Annotated in this window: 20 protein-coding genes and 2 pseudogenes; 7 read left to right on the top strand and 15 right to left on the bottom strand. The window is 40.1% G+C overall.

From position 1 onward, the window contains the following. Positions 1–46 precede the first annotated feature (46 nt). The 3 genes from M3182_RS22140 to M3182_RS22130 all read right to left on the bottom strand — a co-directional run bounded on the left by M3182_RS22140 (position 47) and on the right by M3182_RS22130 (position 3,588). Positions 47–817, bottom strand: a complete 771-nt coding sequence (locus tag M3182_RS22140) for an SDR family NAD(P)-dependent oxidoreductase (protein WP_251560165.1) — start codon at positions 815–817, stop codon at positions 47–49. A gap of 130 nt (positions 818–947) precedes the next feature. Further along, complete coding sequence (locus tag M3182_RS22135; protein WP_251560163.1) at positions 948–2,582, bottom strand: flavin-containing monooxygenase; 1,635 nt, start codon at positions 2,580–2,582, stop codon at positions 948–950. Positions 2,583–2,652: 70 nt separating this feature from the next. After that, positions 2,653–3,588 (bottom strand): alpha/beta hydrolase, encoded by a 936-nt coding sequence (locus tag M3182_RS22130; protein WP_251560161.1) that lies wholly within the window; start codon positions 3,586–3,588, stop codon positions 2,653–2,655. 436 nt (positions 3,589–4,024) lie between these two features. Between M3182_RS22130 and M3182_RS22125 the strand changes: the two genes are divergently transcribed. Continuing rightward, complete coding sequence (locus M3182_RS22125) at positions 4,025–6,004, top strand: sigma-54-dependent Fis family transcriptional regulator (protein WP_251560159.1); 1,980 nt, start codon at positions 4,025–4,027, stop codon at positions 6,002–6,004. Between the two features lie 313 nt (positions 6,005–6,317). Here the strand turns inward: M3182_RS22125 and M3182_RS22120 are convergent. The 6 genes and pseudogenes from M3182_RS22120 to M3182_RS22095 form a co-directional block, all read right to left on the bottom strand. Then, positions 6,318–7,162: pseudogene (locus M3182_RS22120) on the bottom strand (3-hydroxyacyl-CoA dehydrogenase). Positions 7,163–7,241: 79 nt separating this feature from the next. Then, entirely contained in the window at positions 7,242–8,435 is a 1,194-nt protein-coding gene (locus M3182_RS22115) for a thiolase family protein (protein ID WP_251560157.1), read from the bottom strand. A 60-nt stretch (positions 8,436–8,495) separates the two neighbouring features. Next, complete coding sequence (locus tag M3182_RS22110; protein WP_251560155.1) at positions 8,496–9,665, bottom strand: acyl-CoA dehydrogenase family protein; 1,170 nt, start codon at positions 9,663–9,665, stop codon at positions 8,496–8,498. 87 nt (positions 9,666–9,752) lie between these two features. Then, a complete protein-coding gene (locus M3182_RS22105; protein ID WP_251560153.1) occupies positions 9,753–10,940 on the bottom strand; it encodes a CaiB/BaiF CoA transferase family protein in 1,188 nt (395 codons plus the stop codon). A gap of 769 nt (positions 10,941–11,709) precedes the next feature. Continuing rightward, positions 11,710–12,546, bottom strand: coding sequence for an NAD(P)-dependent oxidoreductase (locus M3182_RS22100; protein ID WP_251560150.1), 837 nt, complete (start codon positions 12,544–12,546; stop codon positions 11,710–11,712). Positions 12,547–12,659: 113 nt separating this feature from the next. Next, entirely contained in the window at positions 12,660–13,979 is a 1,320-nt protein-coding gene (locus M3182_RS22095; RefSeq protein WP_251560149.1) for a GntP family permease, read from the bottom strand. A gap of 298 nt (positions 13,980–14,277) precedes the next feature. Here M3182_RS22095 and M3182_RS22090 point away from each other — a divergent pair, with 298 nt between their 5' ends. The 6 genes from M3182_RS22090 to M3182_RS22065 all read left to right on the top strand — a co-directional run bounded on the left by M3182_RS22090 (position 14,278) and on the right by M3182_RS22065 (position 20,475). After that, positions 14,278–15,168: a LysR family transcriptional regulator gene (locus tag M3182_RS22090; protein ID WP_251560147.1), complete on the top strand. Its 891-nt coding sequence runs from the start codon at positions 14,278–14,280 to the stop codon at positions 15,166–15,168. A gap of 103 nt (positions 15,169–15,271) precedes the next feature. Beyond that, positions 15,272–15,694 (top strand): carboxymuconolactone decarboxylase family protein, encoded by a 423-nt coding sequence (locus M3182_RS22085; protein ID WP_251560145.1) that lies wholly within the window; start codon positions 15,272–15,274, stop codon positions 15,692–15,694. A 573-nt stretch (positions 15,695–16,267) separates the two neighbouring features. Further along, positions 16,268–17,665: an alkaline phosphatase family protein gene (locus M3182_RS22080; protein WP_251560144.1), complete on the top strand. Its 1,398-nt coding sequence runs from the start codon at positions 16,268–16,270 to the stop codon at positions 17,663–17,665. Positions 17,666–17,801: 136 nt separating this feature from the next. Further along, complete coding sequence (locus M3182_RS22075; protein WP_251560142.1) at positions 17,802–18,548, top strand: hypothetical protein; 747 nt, start codon at positions 17,802–17,804, stop codon at positions 18,546–18,548. Positions 18,549–19,072: 524 nt separating this feature from the next. Beyond that, positions 19,073–20,032, top strand: a complete 960-nt coding sequence (locus M3182_RS22070) for an arsenic resistance protein (protein WP_251560140.1) — start codon at positions 19,073–19,075, stop codon at positions 20,030–20,032. 44 nt (positions 20,033–20,076) lie between these two features. Beyond that, complete coding sequence (locus tag M3182_RS22065; protein ID WP_251560138.1) at positions 20,077–20,475, top strand: (deoxy)nucleoside triphosphate pyrophosphohydrolase; 399 nt, start codon at positions 20,077–20,079, stop codon at positions 20,473–20,475. A 996-nt stretch (positions 20,476–21,471) separates the two neighbouring features. Here M3182_RS22065 and M3182_RS22060 read toward each other — a convergent pair. From M3182_RS22060 to M3182_RS22035, 6 genes and pseudogenes are all read right to left on the bottom strand, one after another. Beyond that, a pseudogene (locus tag M3182_RS22060) lies at positions 21,472–21,624 on the bottom strand (pentapeptide repeat-containing protein); the annotation flags it as partial. A gap of 420 nt (positions 21,625–22,044) precedes the next feature. Beyond that, the gene (locus tag M3182_RS22055) at positions 22,045–23,331 is read right to left on the bottom strand and encodes a WD40/YVTN/BNR-like repeat-containing protein (protein ID WP_251560136.1); all 1,287 of its coding nucleotides are present in this window, start codon (positions 23,329–23,331) and stop codon (positions 22,045–22,047) included. After that, on the bottom strand, positions 23,328–23,738 hold the full coding sequence (locus tag M3182_RS22050) for a GNAT family N-acetyltransferase (RefSeq protein WP_251437194.1): 411 nt from the start codon (positions 23,736–23,738) through the stop codon (positions 23,328–23,330). The genes M3182_RS22055 and M3182_RS22050 overlap by 4 nt, the downstream gene beginning before the upstream one ends. A gap of 302 nt (positions 23,739–24,040) precedes the next feature. Then, positions 24,041–24,358, bottom strand: coding sequence for a hypothetical protein (locus tag M3182_RS22045; RefSeq protein WP_251436004.1), 318 nt, complete (start codon positions 24,356–24,358; stop codon positions 24,041–24,043). Next, on the bottom strand, positions 24,343–25,368 hold the full coding sequence (locus M3182_RS22040) for an anti-sigma factor (protein WP_251560134.1): 1,026 nt from the start codon (positions 25,366–25,368) through the stop codon (positions 24,343–24,345). The genes M3182_RS22045 and M3182_RS22040 overlap by 16 nt, the downstream gene beginning before the upstream one ends. Further along, positions 25,361–25,852, bottom strand: coding sequence for a sigma-70 family RNA polymerase sigma factor (locus M3182_RS22035; RefSeq protein WP_251435998.1), 492 nt, complete (start codon positions 25,850–25,852; stop codon positions 25,361–25,363). The genes M3182_RS22040 and M3182_RS22035 overlap by 8 nt, the downstream gene beginning before the upstream one ends. Positions 25,853–26,259: the final 407 nt, after the last annotated feature.

Raw genomic sequence — 26,259 nt, 5'->3', positions numbered from 1 at the left:
AAGGGCCTTTTCCTTTTGTCAAATTAGCATTGTTCTTTACCTCTGTTTACTTCGCTCCTATTCCTCCGTCGATTCGATACTGACTTCCTGTAATAAAGCTACTCTCATCAGAAGCTAGAAATAAAACCAATTTAGCGATATCGCTTGTCTCACCATAACGGCCTAGTGGTATATCTTTAGTTATAGCTGCCTTAGCAACTTCTGCTGCACCCGGACTTGTCCCTTCTTCTACGAATCGCATCATTCTAGTATTAACTGGCGATGGATGAATAGAATTCACACGAACATTTGCACTCGCCGCTTCTAAAGCTGCATTTTTAGTTAATCCTATGACAGCATGTTTTGAAGCAACGTAAGGGGTTATACCAGCCCAACCCATGAAGCCTGCAACCGATGAAGTATTGATAATGCTACCAGATCCTTGTTTCATCATAATTGGCAACACATGTTTTAGTCCTAAAAACACACCACGCACATTAACATTCATGACTTTATCAAAATTCTCAACGGTTTGTTCTACAAGAGGAGCAACTGTCCCTTCAATCCCCGCATTATTAAAGAAGATGTCAATTTTCCCAAAATGCTCTATAGCTTTTTTTACATAATGAACCGTATCAGATTCATGTGAAACATCTGATGAAACCGTCATAATCTCTCCATAATTATCAAGTTCTTCTTTCGTTTTTAGCAATGATTCTTCAGATAAATCTACTAAAAGGACTTTGGCTCCTTCTTGCAGAAATAATTTTGCTGTTTCTTTCCCAATTCCGCCTGCTCCACCGGTTACGATTGCCACTTTTCCATCTAATCTCGTCAAAGAATCATTCCTTTCCATTTTTATTCGGATCTAACTAAGTCGAACGACTCATTCTTAATAGAATGAATGGTTGGTCGTTTAAACTCTCATTTCACTCTACAAATTGGATGTATGTTTTACATTTTTATTTTTAATTCGTACTCGCAGCAACGCGGTCGAAAATAAAGCCCTTAAATCCCAACTCTTCCAAGGCCTTTCTGTAGTTTCCTAAGCCTCCCAGATAGAACATAACCGTATTCTTCTTGCCTGGGATGTTGGCTCCGAAAATCCACGATTCACCCTTGGAAAACAGCGTCTGGTCAGAAATCGTTTGGCATGTCTCGATCCACTCATCCTCTGCTTCCTGTTTAGGCTCAATCGTGGAAAGGTCATTTTCAACCATGTATTGAATGGTATCCGAAATCCATTCCACCTGTGTTTCAATGCTAGGCGGTAAGTTGGTAAAAGGACCGTTTGGACCAAGAATCATGAACAGGTTTGGGAAATTGGTATTCATCATCCCAAGATACCCTACTGGCCCATCTGCCCATTTTTCGCTCATCGTCACCCCATCGCGGCCGCGAATATCGATTTTCGTATAGTTCCCATCAACCGCATCGAAACCAGTCGCATAAATCAACACATCCAATTCATACTCGCCATCGGTCGTAAGCACTCCTTTTGGTGTAATTTCGAGGATTGGATTTTCTTTTACAGAGACAAGGGATACATTGTCACAATTGAATGTTTCATAGTATCCATTATCACAAAGCGGACGTTTCGCATATAAACCGGATGGCGTCAATTTGCGTGCTGTTTCAGGATTTTTGACGATCTGACGAATTTTCTTGCGAATAAACTCAGCAGCAGCTTCGTTTGCTTCAGGATTCGTGGCAATATCGCCAAAGGTGCCAAACATAAAGCGGAAGCCTCCGCCTTTATTCCACGCCTCCTCAAACACACGCTCCTGTTCCTCTTTCGAAACTTCAACCGCAGAAACGGTGCTTTCTTCAAAGCCGAAAGCAACAGAGGAAGATTTGACTTGTTTCCAAATCTCCTCATAGTTTTCTTTGATTGCTGCAAGTTCCGCTTGAGATTGCGGACGTTTTCCAACGGGTACACTGTATTGCGGCGTCCGTTGGAAGACGGTTAAATGCTCCACTTCAGGCGCGATGGAGATAATCACCTGTACTCCAGTTGATCCGGTACCTATTACACCCACGCGCTTCCCTTTCAGATCAACACCTGACTTTGGCCATCTAGATGTATGGTACTGTTCGCCCTGGAAGGTTTCTCTCCCCTTAAAATTTGGAATATTCGTTGCGGACAGAAGACCAAGCCCTGTAACAAGATACTTAGCTGTAACGGTTTCGCCCTTGTCAGTGGTGACTTCCCAATAATTTTTTTCTTCGTTAAAATGGGTAGCTATCACCTTTGTGTTGAACTGATAGCTGCGACGCAAATCGAATCGTTCAGCAACATGGCTTAAATATGCAAGAATTTCAGGCTGTGTGAGATAATTTTCCTTCCATGTCCAGTCTTTTAGTAAATCCTTATCAAAAGAATAACGATAGATATAGCTTTCGGTATCGGAAAGCGCGCCTGGATAACGGTTCCAGTACCAAGTGCCTCCGACATCCGAGCCATTATCAAAAGCGCGTACGGTTAGGCCTAATTCATTACGAAGTTTATGTACAGAATAAAGGCCTCCGAAACCTGCTCCGACAACAACGGCATCGAAGTTTAATCCCTCTTCCCTTTTTTCACTTGGATTCAATTGGCTCATCATTTTCCTCCTCTATTACAGAATCTTTTTCTAGTATTCTAGTAAAAACATTTCTTTGAAGTGGGCGAGTTTATTTTTGTAACGCTTTATACCAAGCGGCAATTCTTTGAATTTCTTCATCTGCTTCAGGAGCCCGTCCAGCTAGGAATGGGAATACATGCTGCATGCCATCCACAACGGATAGTTTCACTTGCACACCAGCCTCCGTCGCACGTGTTTGTAGTCGTCTTGCATCGTCCAATAGCACTTCCGCTCCACCAGCGTTGATGTAAAGCGGCGGGAACCCAGTAAAATCTGCATGCAATGGGTTGGCTAATGGATTTCGAACGTGTTTGCCGTCGTCTCCCATGAACATATTGATCATTCCTTGAAGCAATGGTGCATTGATAAACACATCGGTATCTGCATTGCTCTCAAGTGTGCTTCCCGTTAACTCCATATCAAGCCACGGCGAGAAAGCAATCACAAATCCCGGTAGTTCAAGGCCCAATTCTCTAAATTTCAGTACAGATGCAACGGCAAGGTTTCCACCTGCAGAGTCACCAATGGTCCCGATATCTTTTGCCTGAATGCCGGACGCAAGCAACGCTTGGTAAACAGCTGCCGCATCTTCCAATTGTGCTGGGAAAGGATTTTCCGGACTACGACGATAATCTAACACTACAGTGGATACCCCAAGTGCCTTGGCCATATGCCCCGCCAATTTACGATGACTAGATGAGGAACCAACAGCAAACCCGCCTCCGTGCGTGTAAATCAAGACTTTGGATTTATCACAACCGATTGGGTAAGCCCAAAGCACATCAACACCGCCAACATTGTCGTTCTTATAGGTCACATCTTCAGGCTCAAGCGTTGGTTTTTCCCATTCGTCAAACAGGCTTCGTAAATCCTCAATGGTCATGTTTGGATTGGCCTCCATCCGGTCGCTCCATCCCTTGTAAAGATCTCGCAGGAAATTAGCTTCCTTTGATAAAGTGGTTGTTTTCTTCTCGATTGAATTCATTCTTTTTTCCTCCTTGCATATTGAATGCGATTTCATTTTTTTATTTTTTTTGATGTTTCATCTATATAACATGCAAGTACCGTGCCAAAATGAATTTCAAGGTTTTGTCTTGGTTTTCTATTTTATCCTTTTAAAAGTTGTCGCAATTTTGAGATAAACGGAAACAGATTAGGTTCCCAAATCCTGTTCTGTCAACGATTCCCATTCTTGCTACAGTTTTTCTCATTTTTGCTACAGTATGAAGGAGGAAAACTAAGCCCTCTTTCTCCAAGTGTTTCTGGCATCATTCCTAGATAAAAATTGAGGAGATTCGTTAAATTGATTGATCTTGATTGATAGCAAACTAGTTGTTTTTCTAAAAAAACACCATGTTGACTTCTATCAAAATTATATGTAAGTTAATAATATTCGGAATAATTTAAGAGGTGAGTAGAAGTTGTTCGAGATTCCGTTTTCAGTCTATAAGCCTTTATCAAAAAATGATGCTACTCTACTAAGAAGAAAACATTACGAAAAATGGGAGAACTTTTTCTTCAATTCCTTTGAATTTGAGCAGCAACCTGCGGAAACAACGGAAGTGAGAGATGTAATCTTACAATCTTGGAATCGGTGCAAGGAATTTGAAGACTTGAATCCGATGATCCAAGGTTCCGTAAAAAATATCTCGGACGAAGAGCTTAAAACGAGGCAAGAAAATGAAGTTTTCCAATTAGTACACCCTGTCCTAAAACAGGCTGGACAAGATCTTTCTCATGAGAACCATGTTCTTTTGTTTTGTGATCAGGATGGCACTATTTTAGAGAGTTCTGGCGATTCGCGTGTAGCTCGCAATATTGGAAACACTGTAAATGCCAATAATGGAGCTCAATGGTCAGAACGTTGGGCTGGAACGAATGCTATTGGGACCTCTATGATTTTAAAACAGCCTGTCCAAATCTTTTCTTCTGAGCATTTTGCCTACAATTGTCATGAGTGGGCTTGCTCTTCAGCTCCTATTTTGGACCCGCTTACAAAAAAACTGTTAGGAATCATCAACCTTTCGACACCTTCTGATCAGTTCCATTCGCTTACAATGATGAAAACGATTGGACTGGCGAATCAAATTGAAAGAGTCCTGTTTCACAATTACTACCAAGCACGTGAAATCATGCAAAACATTTACATTGAAAACATTAGTAAATGGAAAAATCAAACCGTTCTTTTATGTAATAGCTCTGGAGAGATCATTCGAATGAATGATGATGCACATGCCGACGAACTGACAATATTAATGAAAAAGACCGTACAAAACAACAACATTCCTTCGCAAAAGGAATGGGAAGAGGAACTAATCCTTCATCACTCTCCCTATCAAGCAAAATACCAGAAAATTTTTTGGTACGATCGCTTTATAGGATTTGTTAGCATTTTAGAGAAAAAAAGGAAGAGCAATCCTTCCATCACGCCTCATAATCACGTTGCAAAATATTCTTTCCATAGCATAATTGGGAAATCGGAATCATTCAAAAGCTCGATTCATTTAGCTCGAGTTGCGGCTTCCGGTGATTCAAACGTTCTGATTACAGGAGATAGCGGTACAGGGAAAGAGCTAGTGGCCAGTGCTATACATAAAGCCAGCAACCGTTCGGATCATCCGTTTATCGCGCTGAATTGTGCAGCGATTCCTAAAGATTTGCTTCCTAGTGAACTTTTTGGCTATGTGGCTGGTGCTTTTACAGGCGCGAATCCGAAAGGCAGCATTGGAAAATTTGAATTGGCGAATAAAGGGACGCTTTTTCTTGATGAATTAGGCGATATGCCTCTCGAGTTACAAGTGCAATTGCTTCGGGTGATTCAAGAACAAGAAATCGTCCGGATTGGGGATAAAACCCGTATTCCGATCGATGTTCGCGTCATTGCGGCAACGAATAAAAATCTTGTGGAAGAAATTCAAACGGGGAATTTTCGAAAAGATCTTTTTTACCGTCTTAATGTGATCCAAATTGAATTGCCTCGTTTACGGGATCGTTCCGAGGATATTCCGTTACTAGCGAACCACTTTATCGAAAAGCTAACGCTAAAAAAATATCATGGACCAAATCATATAACAGCCGCAGCGATGGACCTCTTACTCAATCATTCGTGGCCTGGAAATATTCGCGAGTTGGAAAATGTGATGGAATACGCTGCCAATTTTTCTACCAATGGAATCATTACACCTGACGACCTTCCAAAACATCTTCATACAAAGCCAGCCTTACCTCTAGATACAACAAAACGAAACCCAGTCAAACAGGCTGAGGTCGAATGGATCATCACGGCGTTGAAACGGTCACAGATGAATGTCTCTAAGACGGCAAAGGAATTAAATATGAGTCGCAGTACTCTCTACCGGAAACTAAAAAGTATGGGGTATAATATTAAAGAATTAAAATGAATTTTTTTTACTGTTATTTCCTATAAGCATAGTATTTAAAGTATTTGAATTCACCTTAAAAACTAGTAACTTTTCAAAATGAAAGGCTTGGGGAATCCAAGCCTTTTTTACTTACAAGAGAAGAATTTTTTAACTAGAGTCATACTGACGAGTTAAAACGTTTTTGCCAACGTGGCCTCCTTATCTTCTCGTAAACTTTTTATAGTAAAAATCCGATCTGTCAATTACATGAAGCTCGGAGACCTAATTTAGTTACTACCAAATGGTTTAGATCTATTTCTAGACTTCGGATCTTTCCTACATGAATCCCTTTTTAATCATAGCAGTAGAACCCTTTGCCTGATTTTTTTCCTAACCGCCCTGCCTTCACATATTTTACGAGAACAGGAGATGGACGGTATTTCTCTCCTAAATGCTGATACAAATATTCCATAATACGCAACCGGCTGTCTAAGCCGACTAAATCGGCCAACTCAAGTGGTCCCATCGGGTGATTTAATCCTAGTTTAATGCTTTGTCGATGTCCTCTGCGGATGCGACTCCCTCCATCAACATGTTCATTGCTTCATTTCCAATTAAACAATTCATTCGGCTGGTCACAAAACCAGGAAACTCATTCACTTCCACCGTTTCTTTCCCCATTTGTTCGGCTACTTGTTTGACTTCATCGACGGTAACGTCCGAGGTATCCAATCCGCGAATCACCTCAATTAATTTCATTCGATGAACTGGATTAAAAAAGTGCATCGCTACACAACGGTCTGGTCTTTTCGTCGAGGCAGCGATTTCGGTTGGACTCATCGTCGATGTATTCGTTGCCAGGATCGCATGCGCTGGTGCCAGTTCATCTGCTTGTTTAAAAATTTCAATTTTCAAATCCATCTTTTCTAGCGCGGCTTCAATCATCAAGTCTGTCTTGCGAACAGCCTCTTCGATTTGTGTGGTATAAGAGAGATTTCCTAATGCGCGTTCCCGCTGTTGTGATTGGATGTACCCTTTTTCCACACTTTTCTTCAAAAGTGTTTCGATATAATTTTGGGCACGGTCTATTGCTTCATTCGAAATGTCCTGTAACGTGACTTCAAAACCAGATAATGCCGCGGTATAGGCAATTCCTCTGCCCATTGTGCCACCGCCAATTACGGCAATCTGTTTCACCATAGGTAAGACCTCCTTTTCTTAAGCTCTTTCCTCAAACGATGTTCCAGTTCAAACTTCATAGTCGTTTATTTGAACTCTACCTTTGCATATTTTCAACAATGGTTGTAATTCCTTGACCGCCGCCAATACAGAGTGTGACCAATCCGTATTTTTCTCCACGTCGTTCCATTTCGTGTAAGAGTTTTGTCATTAAAATTGCACCTGTTGCTCCAAGTGGATGACCTAACGCAATGGCCCCGCCATTGACATTGACTTTCTCTACATTTAGATTCAGTTCCTTGATACAAGCGAGCGCTTGAGCGGCAAATGCCTCGTTCAGTTCAATTAAACCGATATCAGCTAGCGAAAGCCCTGCAATAGACAATGCTTTCTTTGTCGCCGATACTGGACCGATTCCCATGATTTCTGGTGAAACTCCTGATACCGCTTGTGCAAGTATTCTTGCTTTCGGTTTCAACCCATACTTTAGCGCTGTCTCCTCCGCCATCATCAGAACCGCGGAAGCCCCATCGTTTCGGCCACTACTATTCCCTGCCGTCACAGTGCCATTTTCTTTAAACACTGGTTTTAAATTTCCTAGTTTTTCTAAGCTGGTGAGCCGTGGGTGTTCATCAATTTCAAACAGCTTTTCTTCTTTTCTTTGTTTAATTGGATAAGCAACTATTTCTTTGCTAAACTTCCCTGCTTTAATGGCTTGTTGGGCAAGCTCTTGGCTGCGAAGCGCAAACTCATCTTGTTCTCTTCGCGAAATGTTGTACTTCTCTGCTAAATTTTCAGCGGTATACCCCATCGTGAGATTGCCATAAGCCTCAATAGGTTGAGACCGCGGTTGGCTTTCCGTATTGGGATCCAAAATCTCCCCGTTCCCTGTACCAAATCCAAAGCGTGCGTTTCGGAGATAATAGGGAGCGGTACTCATCGATTCAGCTCCACCCGCGATGATGATATCGGATAAACCAGTCATAATCTGCAAAGCAGCATTATTGATCGCTTGAAGCCCGGATCCACATTGCCTGTGAACGGTATAACCTGGGATTTTCACCGGAAGTTTCGCGCGCAAAAGCGCTAGCCGTGCAAGGTTTGGGGAATCTGTACTTTGCTTGGCTTGCCCTAAAATGACTTCATCCACATCGTTTCCATCGATTCCCGTACGTGTGATCATTTCTTCCATCACTTTACTAGCAAGGAAATCCACTTCCACCTCTTTCAAACTACCACCCAATCGGCCCACCGGTGTCCGTACACTCTCAACAATCACAACATTCCTCAATGGATTCCTCCTCCTCATTCGTATTTTGGGACTAAGGGACAGTCACCTGCCCCTGTCAATTTATGGTAGGGACACGGAACCTGTCCCTCTGTCCCGCTTTAGCTGGGCGGCGATGATGTTGCGTTGGATTTCGGATGTGCCTTCGTAAATTTTGGTGATTCTGGCGTCTCGATAGAACCGTTCTACAGGGAATTCGGAAATATAGCCAATTCCTCCATGAATTTGAACGGCTTTATCCGCGACGCGGTTGTATACTTCAGAGCCTAATAATTTGACCATGGCTGCTTCTTTGACGACTCGCTTCTTTTGGTCGACCATCCACGCGACTCTGTAGGTCATGCTTCGTAATGCTTCAATATCCAGAGCCATGTCTGCTAAATAGTGTTGAATAATTTGTTGCTCAAAGATTGGTTTGCCGAACTGAATTCTCATATTGGCATGATCTAAAGACATTTCCAAGAGTTTATCACAAGAACCTAAGTTCCGAGCGGCCAGTCCGGCGCGCCCATTCGCAAGGATTTTCAAAGCATTGACATAGCCTTGTCCCTCTTCCCCGAGCACATTTTCAACTGGGACTTCACAATCCTCAAAAAAGATTTCCGCAGAATGACTTCCATGAAGGCCCATTTTCTTTTCTTTTTTCCCTACAATAAAACCAGGAAAATCTTTTTCAACAATAAAAGACGTGATTCCTTTTGCCCCTTTTGATGGATCGGTTACGGCCATCACAGTAAAAACATCGGCAATCGGAGCGTTGGTAATATAATGTTTCGAGCCGTTTAAAATGTACTTGTCACCTTTTTTCACGGCTGTTGTTTTCAGATTGGTGGCATGTGAACCTGCACTAGGTTCTGTTAAAGCAAAGGCGCCGATCATTTCTCCTCTCGCCATTGGCGGCAAATACTTCCGCTTTTGTTCTTCATTGCCCATCTCAACAATCCCGACAGAACCGATTCCGGTATGTGCGCCAATCACCGTGGTATAGCCATTGTGCGTTCTTCCCAATTCTTCATAAATCGCGCATTTGCCGACCATGTTTATACCTAAGCCATCATATTCTTCCGGAATACTCAATCCAAACAAGCCCATTTCCTTAGACATGTTCATGATTTTCTCAGGAATGTCATCCTGTTCTTCAATTTCCATTGCGAGCGGGTCTACTTCACTATTAATAAAATCACGTATCCCCTTTTTTAAGGATTCTATCTCTTCTGGTAGTTCAAAGTTCATTACCTTCTCATTCCTTTCGATTTTGTAAAAGCGCTCTCAAAATTCTGTCTAAAATACATCGTTTCTCTAGGCATCATAGTATCTAATTTAAATAATGCCCTTTTCTTTAAAACTAGCAATCTCTTCACTGCTGTAGCCTAAATCAGTTAACACGGTGTCTGTGTTTTCACCAAGTAAAGGGGGTGCCTTACGAACCGATCCTGGCGTATCGGAGAGTTTGATCGGCACCCCAATCATTTTCAATAAGCCAATTGTTGGATGTTCGACTTCTTGAATCATCTCGCGACTTTGAACCTGTGGGTGAGCCAGAACCTCGGAAAGGTCATGAATCGGACCACTAGGCATACCTGCACTTTTCAGCTTGCTGATGATTTCCGCTGATTCTTTCCCCTTCGTATACTCGGTAAGGATCCCGACAAGTTCTTCACGGTTGGCCACTCGATTAACGTTCACGGCATATTTCGGATGATCTTTTAAATGTGTGAGACCAAGTGCGTCACACATTTTTCTCCATAACCCATCATTCGGTACCGCAATAATCACGTACCCATCTTTTGTTTCAAACGCTTGATAAGGAACGAGATTCGGATGTGCGGATCCCATTCGTTTAGGAACATTCCCTGTACTTAACACACTTTGACCTAAGTAATTGGATAAAGACACGATCGTATCCAATAAAGACGACTCGACATATTGGCCTTTTCCAGTTGTTTCGCGGGAAAATAAAGCAAGCACCACCCCAAGTGAGGCATAGAGTCCGGTGGCCAAGTCGACCACGGAATAGCCCACCTTCACAGGTGCGCCACCCGCTTCTCCGGTTACACTCATCAATCCACCAAACCCTTGCATCAACAGATCATAAGCAGGTTCGTCCTTCATCGGGCCTGTTCTGCCAAAACCACTTACCGCGCAATACACAAGTCGAGGATTGATTTCTTTTAACACATCATAGCCTAAGCCAAACTTTTCCATCGTCCCGTTGCGAAAGTTTTCAATCAACACATCCGCTTCCGCCACTAATTTTTTGACAATTTCTTGGCCTTCCTCCGTTTTTAGGTTCAACGTAATCGCTTTTTTGTTCTTATTCAAACTCATAAAATAAGTCGATTCTCCATTAATTGCTGGAGGTATATAACTTCTCGTTTCATCTCCAATTCCAGGTTGTTCCACCTTTAACACTTCTGCTCCCATGTCAGCCAATTGCATGCTGCAAAATGGACCAGCTAGTGTTCGTGATAGTTCTAATACTTTAATTCCCGCTAATGGACCAGGCATTGAAACCCCTCCTAAACTAGTTCATCTTTTCTATTAACCTTAAAATCGATTCACTTCCACTTGAAGATGCCCTTGATGAAAGGCTATTTCTTCGCTCAAACGATGCATCCTATGAATCTGGTACTTTGGTCAGTTAATATTTTAATAGCAGAGTACCCTTTTGTTCCGGAGGGTACCCATCCATTCCCTTCCCAACAAAGCACGGATAAGAGCGGTATCGTCATTACCCAAGCTTCTTTTCTTTTTCAATTTTAAAAATGATTCGTATAAATAGTATGCAAGGATCATGCCAAGTTAGAAGATGAGTGTTTTTCTGCTTTTTTAAGTTCTGCCTATTCTTTCGTGTCTTAAAACTGAAACAACGAAGGCTCAAAAATAGCTATTAAATCTGCGAAATCAAGGGATTCCTATTATTGCGACAGTTTTTCTTATTTTTGTTACAGTACATCATAAAAAGGAAGAATTTGCTTTTTAGGGGAAGTATTTCACAAGGTTCGATTTGTGAGAAACACCCTCAGGAGGAAAATGCTTGAAGATTGCACCAGCCTTTGTTAAAAATGAAGGCTGTTTTGTTAAAATCGGCTTTTGACAATAGGAGTCTGTTTAAATTAAGCAAGCAACTTTTTTTCGTAATTGAATCTATACTTTGGTAAACCTAACTTATATAATCGTATCTTTTGTTCATAACATTAAAGTTTGAGAAAAATTCCTTAGATAAAAAATAAGGAAAGCATTCTGTATATGTACAGAACACTTTCCTCTTATGTCATTATTTGCTTTCAGGTTTCTCTTTTCCCATAGAGTCAAATAATTGTGTAGAAGATAAGGCATTGAATGGCATGGAAACATTATGTTTAATGCCTTGGTTGTAAGTGGCGATTAAGTCTTTTAAAAGGACGGATAATGCCGTTTCTGCTGTCCACTCTGAAACGTCTTTCCAGTTTCGAACGACCCAGCTATCTCCTGTACTCACTTTTAATAAGTTTAAGATTTCTTCTTCAGGTAAATTATAGTGTTTTCCTAATTTAAGTCCTTCAGCCACCGCATTCATATTAACCCCTAGAATCATATTATTCACTAATTTAGCTACTTGGCTATTGCCTGGGTCCTCGCCATAGTAGAATGTATGGGATCCAATCGCATCAAAGTAGGGTTGGAAAGATTTCACGATTGTCTCTGAACCCGCTGTCATAATCGATAAAGTTCCAGCTTGTGCACCTGAAGCCCCACCACTGACAGCCGCGCTAATTAAACTCAAATTACTTTCTGCTTCTACCTTTTTCCCTAATTCATTCATGGTTTGTGGATCAAGTGTACTCATGACAATCAGTGTCTTATTTTTAGGTTCTGCAGATAGTAGTCCATTTTCACCAAATGTAATGTCCACATTTTGAGCATAGTCGCGAACCATTGAGATGATAGCTTCGTCCGCTTGTTCCGCTACTTCTTTTAAGGTCTCCACCATTGTGATTCCTTCTGCTTTCGCTTTCTCATAAAGCCCTTTAAAAGCATCATAACCAATAACTTCAAAACCAGCTTTTTTTAAATTAACGGCCATTGGAAAGCCCATTGTTCCTAATCCTACAAATCCAATTTTCTTGCTCATGATAGATTCCTCCTAATTTTATCCTTGTTGTTTATCACATTAAAAACTTTTTGATAAAGTTCTAATGCATTGTTCATGGTCGCAAGTAATGAAACCTTGCTACAGTTCAATCCTTAAGCAAAGCCTAAAATGGACATAATCACGATGACGGCCATGGCGATCCAGTGGGTAACACTAATACTGATAAAGCCATTTTTGAATGTGTCTTTCATCGTTAAGCCCGTTAAATTGTTAAAAATAATCAAGAATCCAGAATAAGGAACAATCGATAACGCTCCAGATCCGATGGCAATTGCACGGTGAATCGTTTCCGGAGCTAGTCCCATTTCTAAATAGATCGGGGCAAAATTCGCTACTGAAATGCCAATGGCACCAACCGCTGAAGCCGTAATTCCACCGATTAGACCTGTACCAATCATTAATGAAAGTACTGGAGGTCCAGGGATGGACTGAATCAATTGAAATACACCCTTGAATGCCGGCACACTAGTTGCAATGCTACCGAAGGCAATCGTACTACCTGTTGTGATCGTTGAGGATAACGATTCGTTTGCACCCTGATTTAAAACTTCTTTTTGCTGTACAATGTGTTTGCGGAATAAAATTGCACTCAATAGGATCGCAACAATTAAAGCGACAATAATGATGTTATTCACTGAACTGAAGATTAATATTATGCCTAATAACACGATGATCGGCAGTAAACTGATCATAAATGATGGGAGCTCTCGTTTAGAAATCGCATCATTATTTTCAACTTTTTCATCAATATGGAATGTCTCGTTGTTGCGCAAACTTTTGGACAATGAAAATTTCATATAGACGAGGATGAAGACAATAGCTGCAATGCTAGTGGCAATTCCGATACCAGGCGCAGCCGTTAATGTCGTTCCTAGAGCCGTTGATGGTACGATATTATGCAAGGAAGGTGCGCCAGGCAACATCGTCATCGTAAACGTTGAAGTTCCACCAAACACAGGAATGGCCACTAATTTCCACGAAATATTTAGTTGTCTAAAAATCGGTTTAGCCATTGGAATTAAGGCGAAGATGATAACGAATACATTAATCCCACCGTAGGTAAGAATGGCAGAAATAAGAAATAATGCGACTAATGCGTTATACGGGTTCTTAGTTCCGACCAATGACAATACTTTATTCGCAATGGAAATCGTTGCACCACTTTTGTCCATGTATTTCGCGAGGATTGAACCTAATAAGAAAATCGCGAAATTGGATGCAACAAACCCAGCAAGTGCCGCCATATAAGAGTTTTCCTTGCCGAATACGGTTTCAAGGATTGGGACCCCGCTAAACAGCACCACGACAATGGTCGCGATCGGTGCAGCAACGATAATGCTGAACTTTTTAATAATAAAGAGAATGATTGTGATAATCCCTAACAATATTCCCAGTAAACCTAATAAATCCATTCTTATCCTTCCCCTTTATTCTCTAATTCATAGGTGTTGGGGACAGAGGGCGCCTTGTCCCTGGCATTTCAATGAATGCTGGGCGTTTGATCTTCTATCAATCACGGATGAACCTGCATTCGTAGGTAAATTGAACGCTTACATCGCACCCTACAATGGAACGAACTCTTGTTCCACATGATTGATTTAGGACTTGTTACTTCAGTTCCAATTTAGTATACAACTGGATTAATCATGAGTAAAATGAATAATAGGAATACAAATCATCTATATTTTTCATAGAACGGAGATTGCAAATATGGACATTCGTCATCTTACTTATTTTATCGAAGTAGCCAAATTCAAAAGTTTTACTCAAGCTTCTAAATCGCTTCACTTGTCACAGTCGACAATCAGTAAAGTGGTCAAAAGCTTGGAAGAAGAATTAAATGTGGATCTGATCGACCGTTCCGCAAAGAAAATTGAATTAACCGACGCAGGGGAAATCGTTCTGGCGGAAGGAAAAATGATTATGGAATCACTGAATGATTTATCGACCCACCTCTACGATTTAATGAACTTAAAAAAAGGGAAAATTAAAATCGGAATCCCACCAGTGATTGGCTTCTTATTTTTTCCAAAGATCATCAAGGGGTTTAATCTTTTATACCCAGATATCAAAATAAAACTCTTTGAAGATGATTCGAAAACCGTGAAACAGGAAGTCAGAGACGGAAACATTGATCTCGGTGTGGTCATTTTACCGGTGGATGAAAAGGAGTTTGATGTAGTTCCTTTTGTGGAGGAAGAATTGTGGCTCTTCGTTCATAAATCCCACCCACTTGCGCAAAGAGATCAAGTGGAAATGAAAGAGTTGCAAAATGAAACCTTCATTCTATTTAAGCAAGAGTTTGATATTCATGACATTATTATTCAAGAATGCTTACGGGTCGGTTTTCGTCCGGAAATTGCTTACGAAAGTTCTGAGTGGGATTTTATTAGTGGAATGATTGGCGAAAACCTAGGGATTTCCCTCTTTCCAAAACCCATTGCCAAAAAAATCGATCAAGATTTAATCAAATCGATTCCCATCTCCCATTCAAACCTTCCTTGGAATTTGGGATTTATTTCGAAAAAGAAGAAATACGCCTCACCTGCTGTTCGTGAATTTATCAAGTATATCTCAACTGAAAAATCTTCTATATCATGAAATAAAGGAATAATTACCATGAGTTATATGTATTTTACGAATACGAAAAACTCGGCTATCGTTAGTATTGTCAAAGTATTTAACGGTCTAGGAGGAAAAGAACATGGAAAAAACGCGGTACGAAAAAGGTGTAGAGATTATAAAGGAGATTACTGTAACAGATAACAAGGAAATTGGAACACACATGGATATAGTAAACGCATTTAAAGACCTTGCTCCTGATTTAGAAAGTTATATTGTTGAATTTGCCTTTGGAGATATTTACTCACGAGATGGCTTAACAAAACAACAACAAACGATGAGTACAATCGCTTCTCTTGTCACACTAGGGACAGAGCCACAATTGGAATTACATATCAACGTAGGAATTACAATTGGATTAACGCCAAAAGAAATTGTGGGAACAATCGTCCACTTAATTCCATATGTAGGCTTCCCGCGTGTCTTGAATGCTCTAAAGATCGTGAAGAAAGTATTTGCTGAACGAAACGTACAAATGGAAGCAGGATTGCAGACACAAGAATAAAAGACAAAGAGAATGGTTCCAAACTGCTTCTCAAAAGAGTTAGAGCTTAATAGGATGCGAATAATTGGCTGGTATGGATTCGGTATTGAACCGGACTCTTGCCCGCCCAATTTTTGATTAATACGCTTGTTATATACTAATCTTTCTATCTCTTCATTCTCTTACTTAACTTTTCCCTCGTACACGTTGCCTGCCATCATACATTTCTTGTTTTTAAATGCCAAAATAGGTCTCCATTTTGGAGCGATCCAGACACTATCCCTTCTTCAAAATAAGTATTGGGGTGCACTAAAGTACCCTCCCCCCTCGGAGCAAAATGCTATTATACAAAAAGCATCGATAAAATTTACATAGGCATTTATTTTTTTCAATTTTATATGTTAAGAGGAAACCTTTTGATGTTGCTTCGTACCCAATCCCTTCAATTATCAGCCTTTTTTATACTGGTAATAAAAACCCAAAAAATACCAAATTAATGGAATGTTTACGTTGGATTAACACTAGATTAATATTTTGCTATTATCATTGGTTTTGTGAAATAACATTTCAAACTCAGGAATTGGGGGAAACACAATGTTTAAAAACAAAAAGTGGACGAAAAAATTAGTACCGGTTGCTGTCCTTTCTACAGTTGCCTTTGGTAGTTTATTTGGTGGATTGACAGATGCTGAAGCGAGTAAAAACAAAGAGCAGCAAAACAACGGAAAAATCAAAAATGTGATTGTGTTAATTGGTGATGGCATGGGCGTTTCGTATACTTCTGCTTATCGTTATTTAGCAAACGATCCTGAAACCAAAATTGCAGAACCAACCGCTTTTGACCCGTACCTTGTCGGTCAGCAAATGACATATCCGGAAGACCCTGAAGAAAACGTAACAGACTCTGCTTCTGCTGCAACCGCGATGGCTGCCGGAATAAAAACCTATAACAACGCGATTTCAGTTGACAATGATGGCTCTGAAGTAAAAACGGTTCTTGAGGCGGCCAAAGAAAAAGGAAAAGCAACAGGACTCGTTGCCACATCCGAAGTGACGCACGCAACTCCTGCCTCTTTTGGAGCACATGATCCTAGCCGTAAAAACATGAACTCAATTGCTGATGACTATTATGATGAATTGGTTAATGGCGAACATAAGGTGGACGTTCTGCTAGGTGGAGGTTTGAGCAACTTTGATCGCAAAGACCGAGATCTAACAGATGAGTTTCAAACAGACGGATATAGTTATGTAACCAATAAAGAAGATTTATTGAAAGATAAAAACGAGCAAATCCTTGGTTTATTCGCACCGGGCGGACTTCCAAAAATGATCGACAGACCGGAAGAAACTCCTTCCCTTGCAGTAATGACAGATGCGGCCCTTTCTCGTTTAAGTCAAGATAAAGATGGATTTTTCCTAATGGTCGAAGGAAGCCAAGTTGACTGGGCAGGCCATGACAACGACATCGTTGGTGCCATGAGCGAAATGAAAGATTTTGAAAAAGCCTTCCAAGCAGCGATCGAGTTTGCTAAAAAGGACAAGCATACACTCGTTGTCGCAACTGCCGACCACTCGACTGGTGGTTACTCAATCGGTGCAGACGGCATTTATAATTGGTTCAGTGAACCAATTCAAGCCGCAAAACGAACTCCTGACTTTATGGCAGAAAAAATTGCAAACGGTGCGGATGTTGAAGAAACATTGAAGAAATATATTGACCAAAAAATCCTACCGTTGACAAATGAAGAAATTCAATCCGTTAAAGAAGCCGCTGGAACGAAGAAAACAGTTGACATTGACAATGCCATCGAAGAGATTTTCAATAAGCGTTCACACACAGGCTGGACAACAGGTGGACATACTGGTGAAGATGTTCCGGTTTACGCTTATGGACCGCAAAGTGAAAAATTTGCTGGCCAAATTGACAACACTCAAATTGCCAAAAATGTATTCGATGCTTTAAAGTATGACATTAAAATTGAAGATAAGTAAAAAATAACACGAACAGATTAGATGACCCGTTTCTTTCCATAAAAGGAACGGGTACTTTTTTAAAAAAGCAGTTTTCGTAGAGATTATTATTAAACCAAAAGATCCTTTAAAACGAACTTCTATGGGAGGTTTCACCATGAAGCAGTTTCTATTTATTATGGTTCTGATGTTGCTGGTAGGCTGTTCCGCAAATGCCACACCCGGAACCCCTGAAGATAACGCAAGTATTGGCGATCAAACAGAATCAGAAAACGCATCGAAAGAAAATGAAAATGAATCCAATCAGGAAGAAACTCAAGACCTGTTCGATCAGTACCAGCCTAACCCTCAAGTAACAGACGACCGTACCTTGAAAAAAGTCGGTCAAAGTTATGAAGATGAAAAAGGAGAAGCTACATTAAAGGGCTATAAAGATGTGAACCAAACCTATAAAGTGGGACCAATTGAATTGACCGTTAAAGAGATGAAATGGATTCACTTGCGCCCTGATTATAGTATGATTGACTATTTTCATGTCTTAACCCATGACGAGGAATTTGATTTTGCCAAAGTGTTCGTTGAAATCAAAAATACCTCCTCTGAGACTGTGAATTTTGCGCCAATTGCCTTACTGAAAACAAGTACAGGCGAAACAATGGATTGGGAAAAAGACATTTACCTTGAAGAGTTAAACGGTGAACTAGAAGGAAACAGCACAAAGTTTGGGAATCTAGGCTTTATCATAAATGCATCCGAACGCGATCACGGTCATGGCGAAGAAGAAGAACATGAACAAGATCACCAAGAAAAATCACTCGAATGGATCGAAATCACAACCAGCGATGTATTTGATGAAAATCAGAAGAAAATCGCTGATGCCCAGAAAATCAAAATTGAATTTTAAACGACAACCTCTCACCATGATGTGGGAGGTTGTTTTGTATATCTGGATAAAGAATGTAAAGAGAAAACAAGTTCCGTTCCCTATCACAAACCTCAACAAAATGAGTGAACTACACTCCATGTTTATTGGTGTAATGCATCCCTACTGTAAGGATGCATTAACTATTGTCCCCCACCATTCCCCCTCAATTTGATAGATACAGAAATATAAGCGGAGGATTTCCGGTTAACCTCCAGAATAGAGCCCGGTTCTTGGGTTATAAGCGGATATTTTCCGAGTAAGCAAAGAAAAATGACCCATTTTCAAGTATTTTTGAATCAATACCGGAATTTGTCCGTCTATTTAAGCAATATTCCGTGCCACTTTCTAATTAAGAGAAATTTCTCCGCTTATTTATCAACCCTTTCTGATTCCCTCCTATGGGCAGTAAATAAACTCGGTTCCTGTTACCATCACCCCTTTCAATCAAACTATGATAAACTAAGGCCTAGAAATAAAAACTATTTGGTAGGTTATGAAAAACAATGAACTTACTTGAAAAACTATATACGCTGATTATCTTTTTAGCGGTCATCATTGGCATCGGTTTAGGACAAGCGGAAATGATAAGAATAAACGCGGAAAGCTTCATTGTTCCTTTATTAATTGGGATGTTGTACATAACTTTTTTACAAATCCCTTTTGAAGAAATAAAGAAAGCTTTTAAAAACATCAAGTTTACCTACACATCCGGCTTAATCAATTTTGTCTGGACACCGCTTTTCGCTTGGCTATTATCCCTCCTATTCTTAGGAGACAATGCAGCCTTATCGATTGGATTTATTATGCTTATGGTGACACCATGTACGGACTGGTACTTAATTTTTACCGGAATTGCAAAAGGCAATGTGGCGTTATCGACGGCTATCTTGCCGCTGAATTTAATTTTACAAGTCATTTTGCTCCCTATTTTTCTGCTTATCTTTGGCGGAACCACGGGGATCATCGAACTTTCGTTTCTAGTCGAAAGCATTTTCGTTGTTTTATTCATCCCGTTTGTTCTCGCTTTCTTAACAAAAATGGTGTTAAGAAACAAGGAGCAGCTTAGAGAAAATTTATTAGAAAAACTCAGCATATTCCCGATTCTGTTTCTAAGCTTTGCCATCGTTGCAATGTTTGCTTCACAAGGGCAATTATTGCTTGAAAACCTCGAAATCATGTGGCAAATGACGATTCCGATTTTGTTATTTTTTATCATCAATTTCATTGTGAGTCAGAAAGTTGGACAATGGATGAAGTTCCCGACCGCCGACACAACCAGCTTAAGCTTAACAACGCTAGCGAGAAATTCGCCAATTGCGTTAGCCATTGCGATGACCGCCTTTCCTGATCAACCTTTGATTGCTTTGGCCTTGGTCATCGGGCCATTATTGGAATTGCCAATTCTGGCGATGATTACGCAAGTTTTACTATTTATGAATAAAAATAAGCGTATGTATATGTAGGGGCAGACATTAGGAGAGTGTCCCCCTGTCCCATGGAGGCTAGTATGAAAAAACAATTGAAAGTAGTCGCAGCCATTATTGAGAATGATCAACATGAAATTCTGTGTGCTCTAAGATCCCCCCAGATGTCCCTGCCGAATAAGTGGGAATTCCCAGGTGGAAAGGTAGAAAAAGAGGAAGACATCTATTCCGCATTGAAGCGTGAAATCTATGAGGAATTAGGCTGTACAATCAACACGGCCACAGAAGTTTTTAACGACCACACGCATGAGTACGAGAGCTTCATCATTCAGCTGCTATCGATTAAATGTAAAATCGTTGAGGGGAATCCTAAAGCAACTGAACATTCAAAGCTTATCTGGCTTAAGCGTGAAAACTTAAAGTCATTACAATGGGCACCAGCCGATCTCCCTGCTGTCGAACAATTATTCAATGAAAAATAGACTTCTCGTTCGTGCGAGAAGTCTATTTTTTTTGTGGGCAAGGCAGTTACTAACGCCATTATTCTCATATTCTCTCTGAAGCCGGAGTTATAACGTTTTTCTCCTTGTAAATAAATCTTCCAAAAAGGTATGGTAGTACAAATCAACGATAGGTGAAAAGAACCTCGAAACGTGCTTTCTTTTTAATGGCGCATGAAATTTTAAAACAAAAAATAGGGTTGAACACATCGATAAGCATAACGTCAAAAGAGGGCGGTTCGTAAATAAATGACTGTACAAAAACATCTTTCCGAATAAGATCCCTGACCATAAAATATTCCAACCATGTGCGTAAAGAATTAAGCGTTTCTTGTGAATCAAATATTCAAAACCCGTGCAGATTAGGATCCATTTAATAAAGTGAACTAACTGTTTAGACAGTGTAGTTGGCATTTTGCTTAAAAAGACGAGCACCAATAAGGGCGACACGAATAGTGTATGAAGTACTCGAATAAGCATCCAGTTTATACCCGCAGGAATGAACTCCCAAACCAAATGCCGTTTACACAGAAAATAATAAATGATATTAAATGAACTAACAAAAGCCATGTTTTTATAATATTTAGGGATCTCACGCCAGGATTGATTGAAGATGGCTAAGAAAATCACGCTTAGGATTAACATAATATGCCGATTACGCATTTTTCGGTTTTTTCTCATGACAAACCTCTTTATCCATTTTAAGTCCTAGTCAGAGGTTTCCCTAAGAAGAATCAATTTATTTTCATTTATTGAACTGCGAGTTAATGGAAAAAAACAACGTCTCAACTCAATTTTGTCCTACATAATACGTGAGACAGAGGTGTAAACTGAAATAGTCATGTATCTTTTATTAGGTTTTAAGTGGCCGTAAGAGAACATGAAATGCTGAACAGAAATCTCAATATCCACCGAATGTGAATTATTTTTCCCATTATAAAAAGAAGCATGGTCGACAAGCTCCTTTTGAAATGGAAATTAAGAGATGTTTTTGTTCATCCAGTGGCTGGGCTTTTCTAAATAAGGAGGAATTTTTGTATGATCATCTCCTATTGCTGAACTAATTTGGGATTGTGTTAGAAAAAGTGCCTCTGATAAATTTGCTCCACTTAAATCAGCGTCTCTTAGATCTAAGTATTTGGTAAAAAATTAGTCGAGTGGTGTAGCTAGATTGCAAATGTAACCAGTAATCCGTTTATTTGGGGAAGTGTTCAAGATGATAAAAAATTTATTGTCAAATTGCTTTGGATTATGCTGTGTCGCCTTGCCTTATGGTAAATCAGCAGAATTCCGCATACCTATTCTTCAAGAATAAAAAGAGGTGCGAAAACCTCTATGGTCAACGCACCTTACTTGTCGTCATTATCTTTCTTTTTGATTGCTAAAGCTCCAGCAATGGCGGCAAAAATATTGCCAATGAAGGCAAGCATCGCTGCCACTTTAAAATCCCGCTTAAAAGCTCACTTTTACAGATGCTTCAGGTTTATTTTACCATAATTTAGGATTTGTGGATGGAAAAATCTGCATTGTTCATTGAAGAACAGATTTTACTTACTTCGGAAGCAGAACCCCATCTGGATCAACTAACCCTGCAAAAGACCATGTTTTGCCTTGATCTTGTGAGTGAAACTTTGCCAGTACGTTTCCGCCAAAATAATCTCCCTGTGGACCTTGATTGATTAACAAAGTTCCACCCGTTCCTTGGAAGGTGGGAATTTCCGCGGTGGTAAAATAGCCTAAATACTCTTCAGGAATCGGTACCTCTATGCGTTCCCAGTTTCCTCCACCGTCGGCCGTACGGTATAAATTCGGAACAGGAAGCTCTGATTCATAGCGATATTCACCATAGGAGACAAACCCTAATTGATCGTCGATGAATCCTCCATCTGTGACTAAATCATAGTTATTAACCGATCCGGCGTTGTACCATGACTGACCACCGTCATTGGTTTTAAAAATAAAATTCGCCTCACTGCTCATTGTTTTATCACCGGTAACGATGAGATACCCATCTTGTTCAGACGTGAATCCAAGTATTTGCAACCGTATAGCAGGGAGTTGATTTGAAACCAACACTTCATTCCAAGACTCCCCTTTATCAGTACTAATCAGAACGCTCAATCCTTTGTTCAGCACAAATGCAGTCCTATCTGGTCCGATCACAAAGGTGCCCTGTTGTAACTGTTGAGCATGATCAAGAACTAAGTCTTCGACCGCAACAGGAACGCTCTCCCAATTTTGCCCATTGTCATAAGTAACTTTTAACTGGTGATTATCAATCTCGTAATCTACGATTTCCAATGATGCATCAATTCCAGCGTTCTTCTGATAGTCTTCCAACGATTCGACAGGCGGTAAGCCTATTTGTGTATCATTTGTTTTTTCAATTTTAGTTAAAGTATACGTTCGGTTTTCACCCTTATTGATGGTTAATTTCCAAACAATCGAAGGAACGGCTCGGTGATCCTCCATCTCTCCCCAACCATAATCAATTTCTGGAGTCTCCTCAGGTAACTGCACATTGAAAACGACGGCAACGGTAAACGAATTTTCATTTCCCGATAACTTTGTAAATCTCGTATAGTTTGCACCGTCAATACTTCCTTCGCTCTCTAAACTTTTCATCAAGTCAAACAAAATACGGTACGCAATGGTTTCTGGTTTTTGATCATATTCTTCTACTTGCAAAGGATAAGGGAGTTTGCTGTTTATATCTGTTTTATTAACTTCGACTGGCTCAGGTATGGGATTTGCTTTTTCCTCATTTATCATCTTAACAACAAGAAGAATCACCATACATAGTAAAATAATGACTATTCCAACCTTCTTTTTCTTCATTGATAGCGTCCTTCATATTCACATAAAAAACGTTCTACACCTGGATATTTTTCGCCCAAACTTGTTATTGCGAAACCATATTTTCGGTAAAAATCCACTGCCTCTATATCGGTTTCAGCTGAGATGAATGGGTATTGTTCTGAAAGGGATTGAATCATTTTGCTACCGATGCCTTTTCCTCTTTGTTCTGGAGATACAGCGATATGTTTTATGACGCACTCATTAAAGCCAACGATTTCAATCCCTATACATCCAACAAATTTCCCTTGAGATTCATACGCGTATAATTTTCGATTTGTAATCTTCAAATACTTTTCATACTCCTCATCAACCATAAAGCCTGAGGTTGTAAACGCGAGAAGTTCCCGTATTGATGGATGGATCTTTATCGTCGTAATGGTTTTCATATCATCTCACCTTTGATTGTATTATTTCTTGCGTATATATTCATCTAAACCTTTATCATCATTTCATGTATGGAATTGCATTAGAAGAGTCTCTAATTTTCCAACAATAAGTCAACCATTCTATTATCCTACCTTAATTTCCCAAACACAACTCGATTTTATAAACGATTGAGAAAATAAAAGCGACCAGTTCATTTTCATTAAAAATGCTGCGTTGATTCCCAGCATCTCTCATCTTCTAATTTGGATGATTCTAGTATAAAACCTTCCGAAATTCCTAGCTTTATTATCAAACCACCAAATCAAGGCTTCGGATTAATTGCAACCCAAGATAAACCAATCATTAGAAATGTAAACACGAGTATAAACAAACTAATTCCAATTCCCCAAAGTGCATATAGCTTCGATCTTTTGGATGTAACCAAGCCAAGCAGCCCAAGGAAAAAACCAACAATCGGCAAATCGATCAGAAACATTTTTGGAAAGTCATCGAAATCCATTAATAATGACAGGTTCACCCCGGCGAGTGCGACAAGTGCGACAACGAAGGATAAAAATCCCGAAAGAGTTGGAAGTTTTCTTTGTTTTCCTTTGTTCTTATTGCTCATTTCCAGTTCCATAACTTCACTTCCCCCACCTTCATGATATGAATCAAGTCATGCTCCTTCAGTTTTCTTAATTCCGGAGTTGGTCCGGTGACAACGGCTCCATAGACTTGGATCCCATTTTTCTCGATGTACGAAATTCTTTCTCCTAAAGCCAATGATCTTGCCCGCGATACTCTCTCGGCTGTTTTTTCATCCTTGGCCAAGAATTTTAATATATCTAGAAAAACTTCCTCATTGGATTGTTCCCTTCCATTAAATGGTGACCAAGTGGTGCTATCGACTTGAAGTGGATAGCCGATGGGCGCAACCGAATAATCTACTTCAGATAAAGGCTTATCTTCGAATCCTGTATCAACAGCGACCCATCTTACTTCAACATTGTTCCCTAACTGTTTTTCAAGTTCTTCTGGCTTCATTAATTGATTCAGAGAAAGATAAACCTCTCCTACGGTTCCATCCGGTAGATGATCGAGAATCTCCCAGTCCGAGTAAACGGTTGCACCATATGGGCCATCTGGGTGATAAAGCAGGTCCGTCTCCATGTCTGCCGTAATGGGCAGTGGTTTCTCCAATTTCATTTCCCGCTCCGGATAATTTGGCTGATCCAGTGCAAAATCTACTGAGTACTCGCCCGCTTGATAATCTTCTTGCCCAATCCGCTTAAACACATCAAAAGTAAGATCCATCGTAAAGAAGCCAATATCTTCCTCCACCTCGATCTCTTCTAAGCTCATGTTCGGTTCCGTTACGTAAATCGTTTTTGTCGCGATTTCAATAAGATGATTCGCCTTTCCGCCAAACGCGTAATACAAAAAGCTGCTTAAAGTCAGCACTGGCACGATGAGCAAAATAATAGCGAGGCTAATCATAATATTTGTCTTAAGCGCATCATTTCTACCCGCTTTGATTAGCTTTTTTTGATTCTTTTCCGTTACTTTGTAGCTTTCTTCATAGTCTTCCATCGATTCATTTAAGAAAGAATGATAGAGTTCCTCATCGTTTTGATTTTGCTTTTTATCCATCCTGCCTCCTCCTTTCCTTGACCCTTTCGACCACCTTTTTCCTTCCCCTTGATAAATGACTCTTTAGTGTGTTTATGTTGAGTTGAAGAATTTCAGCCGCTTCTTTCAAACTCAGCTGATGCAAATCACATAGAACCAGCGCATGCATTTCAGATTCCTTCAACGAATGCAAATCGTTCATTAGTGTGGTAAAGCCCTCCTTCTCGATAAGATCCATTTCCGGGGTTTTCACACTTATTCGATGTTGAACTTCATCGGTAATGACTAGCCGTTGATGTTTTCTGTTAAAATCAATGAACGTATGGTAAGCCACTTTAAACAACCAAGGTTTAATCTGGCGAATGTCGTCTTCCGACAGTTGAAGAAACGCCCGATAAAACGTCTCCTGAACCAAATCCTCCGCCGTATGGTGATTTTTCGAAAGGGAGAACAAATATCGGTATAAATCATCCACATACGCCTCAAACGCCTCATCCAAATCCACCACTTTCCCCCCTTCACCCTAACCACGAATCAACCAGACCAAAAGTTGCATAAAACAGGAAATTTTTTTATTTTTTATGAGAAGTTTTGGTTTAACTGGCTTAGGTCATAAACAAGATGATAAGAATTCTTCTTATAAAGGGACGCTAGGTACCTCTTGTGTTATCGAATGATTCGATACCTTCTTGCAAAGGGACGCTAGAACTCTCTTACGTTACCAAATCTTTAGAACTCCTCTCAATTAGGAACGATAGAACTCACTTACGTTACCGAATTATCCGAATTCCTTACAATTGGGTACGATAGAATCCTTACTTACCAAACATTAATTTTCTGCTCAATAAGGAACGTTCAATACTCTTTTACGTCCCCGAAAGCTTAGAAAAATAGCAATTAGTTTCCCTTTTT

The organism is Mesobacillus maritimus, from assembly GCF_023715205.1.
GTDB lineage: Bacteria > Bacillota > Bacilli > Bacillales > Cytobacillaceae > Mesobacillus_B > Mesobacillus_B maritimus_C.
This window is presented reverse-complemented; position numbering and strand designations above follow the sequence as displayed.

Bases quoted from the DNA above. Each gene is read 5' to 3' on its own strand.
- M3182_RS22135 (WP_251560163.1), bottom strand. From the start codon at position 2,582: ATGAGCCAATTGAATCCAAGTGAAAAAAGGGAAGAGGGATTAAACTTC.
- M3182_RS22130 (WP_251560161.1), bottom strand. From the start codon at position 3,588: ATGAATTCAATCGAGAAGAAAACAACCACTTTATCAAAGGAAGCTAAT.
- M3182_RS22110 (WP_251560155.1), bottom strand. From the start codon at position 9,665: ATGAACTTTGAACTACCAGAAGAGATAGAATCCTTAAAAAAGGGGATA.
- M3182_RS22105 (WP_251560153.1), bottom strand. From the start codon at position 10,940: ATGCCTGGTCCATTAGCGGGAATTAAAGTATTAGAACTATCACGAACA.
- M3182_RS22100 (WP_251560150.1), bottom strand. From the start codon at position 12,546: ATGAGCAAGAAAATTGGATTTGTAGGATTAGGAACAATGGGCTTTCCA.
- M3182_RS22095 (WP_251560149.1), bottom strand. From the start codon at position 13,979: ATGGATTTATTAGGTTTACTGGGAATATTGTTAGGGATTATCACAATC.
- M3182_RS22090 (WP_251560147.1), top strand. From the start codon at position 14,278: ATGGACATTCGTCATCTTACTTATTTTATCGAAGTAGCCAAATTCAAA.
- M3182_RS22085 (WP_251560145.1), top strand. From the start codon at position 15,272: ATGGAAAAAACGCGGTACGAAAAAGGTGTAGAGATTATAAAGGAGATT.
- M3182_RS22080 (WP_251560144.1), top strand. From the start codon at position 16,268: ATGTTTAAAAACAAAAAGTGGACGAAAAAATTAGTACCGGTTGCTGTC.
- M3182_RS22075 (WP_251560142.1), top strand. From the start codon at position 17,802: ATGAAGCAGTTTCTATTTATTATGGTTCTGATGTTGCTGGTAGGCTGT.
- M3182_RS22070 (WP_251560140.1), top strand. From the start codon at position 19,073: ATGAACTTACTTGAAAAACTATATACGCTGATTATCTTTTTAGCGGTC.
- M3182_RS22065 (WP_251560138.1), top strand. From the start codon at position 20,077: ATGAAAAAACAATTGAAAGTAGTCGCAGCCATTATTGAGAATGATCAA.
- M3182_RS22055 (WP_251560136.1), bottom strand. From the start codon at position 23,331: ATGAAGAAAAAGAAGGTTGGAATAGTCATTATTTTACTATGTATGGTG.
- M3182_RS22050 (WP_251437194.1), bottom strand. From the start codon at position 23,738: ATGAAAACCATTACGACGATAAAGATCCATCCATCAATACGGGAACTT.
- M3182_RS22045 (WP_251436004.1), bottom strand. From the start codon at position 24,358: ATGGAACTGGAAATGAGCAATAAGAACAAAGGAAAACAAAGAAAACTT.
- M3182_RS22040 (WP_251560134.1), bottom strand. From the start codon at position 25,368: ATGGATAAAAAGCAAAATCAAAACGATGAGGAACTCTATCATTCTTTC.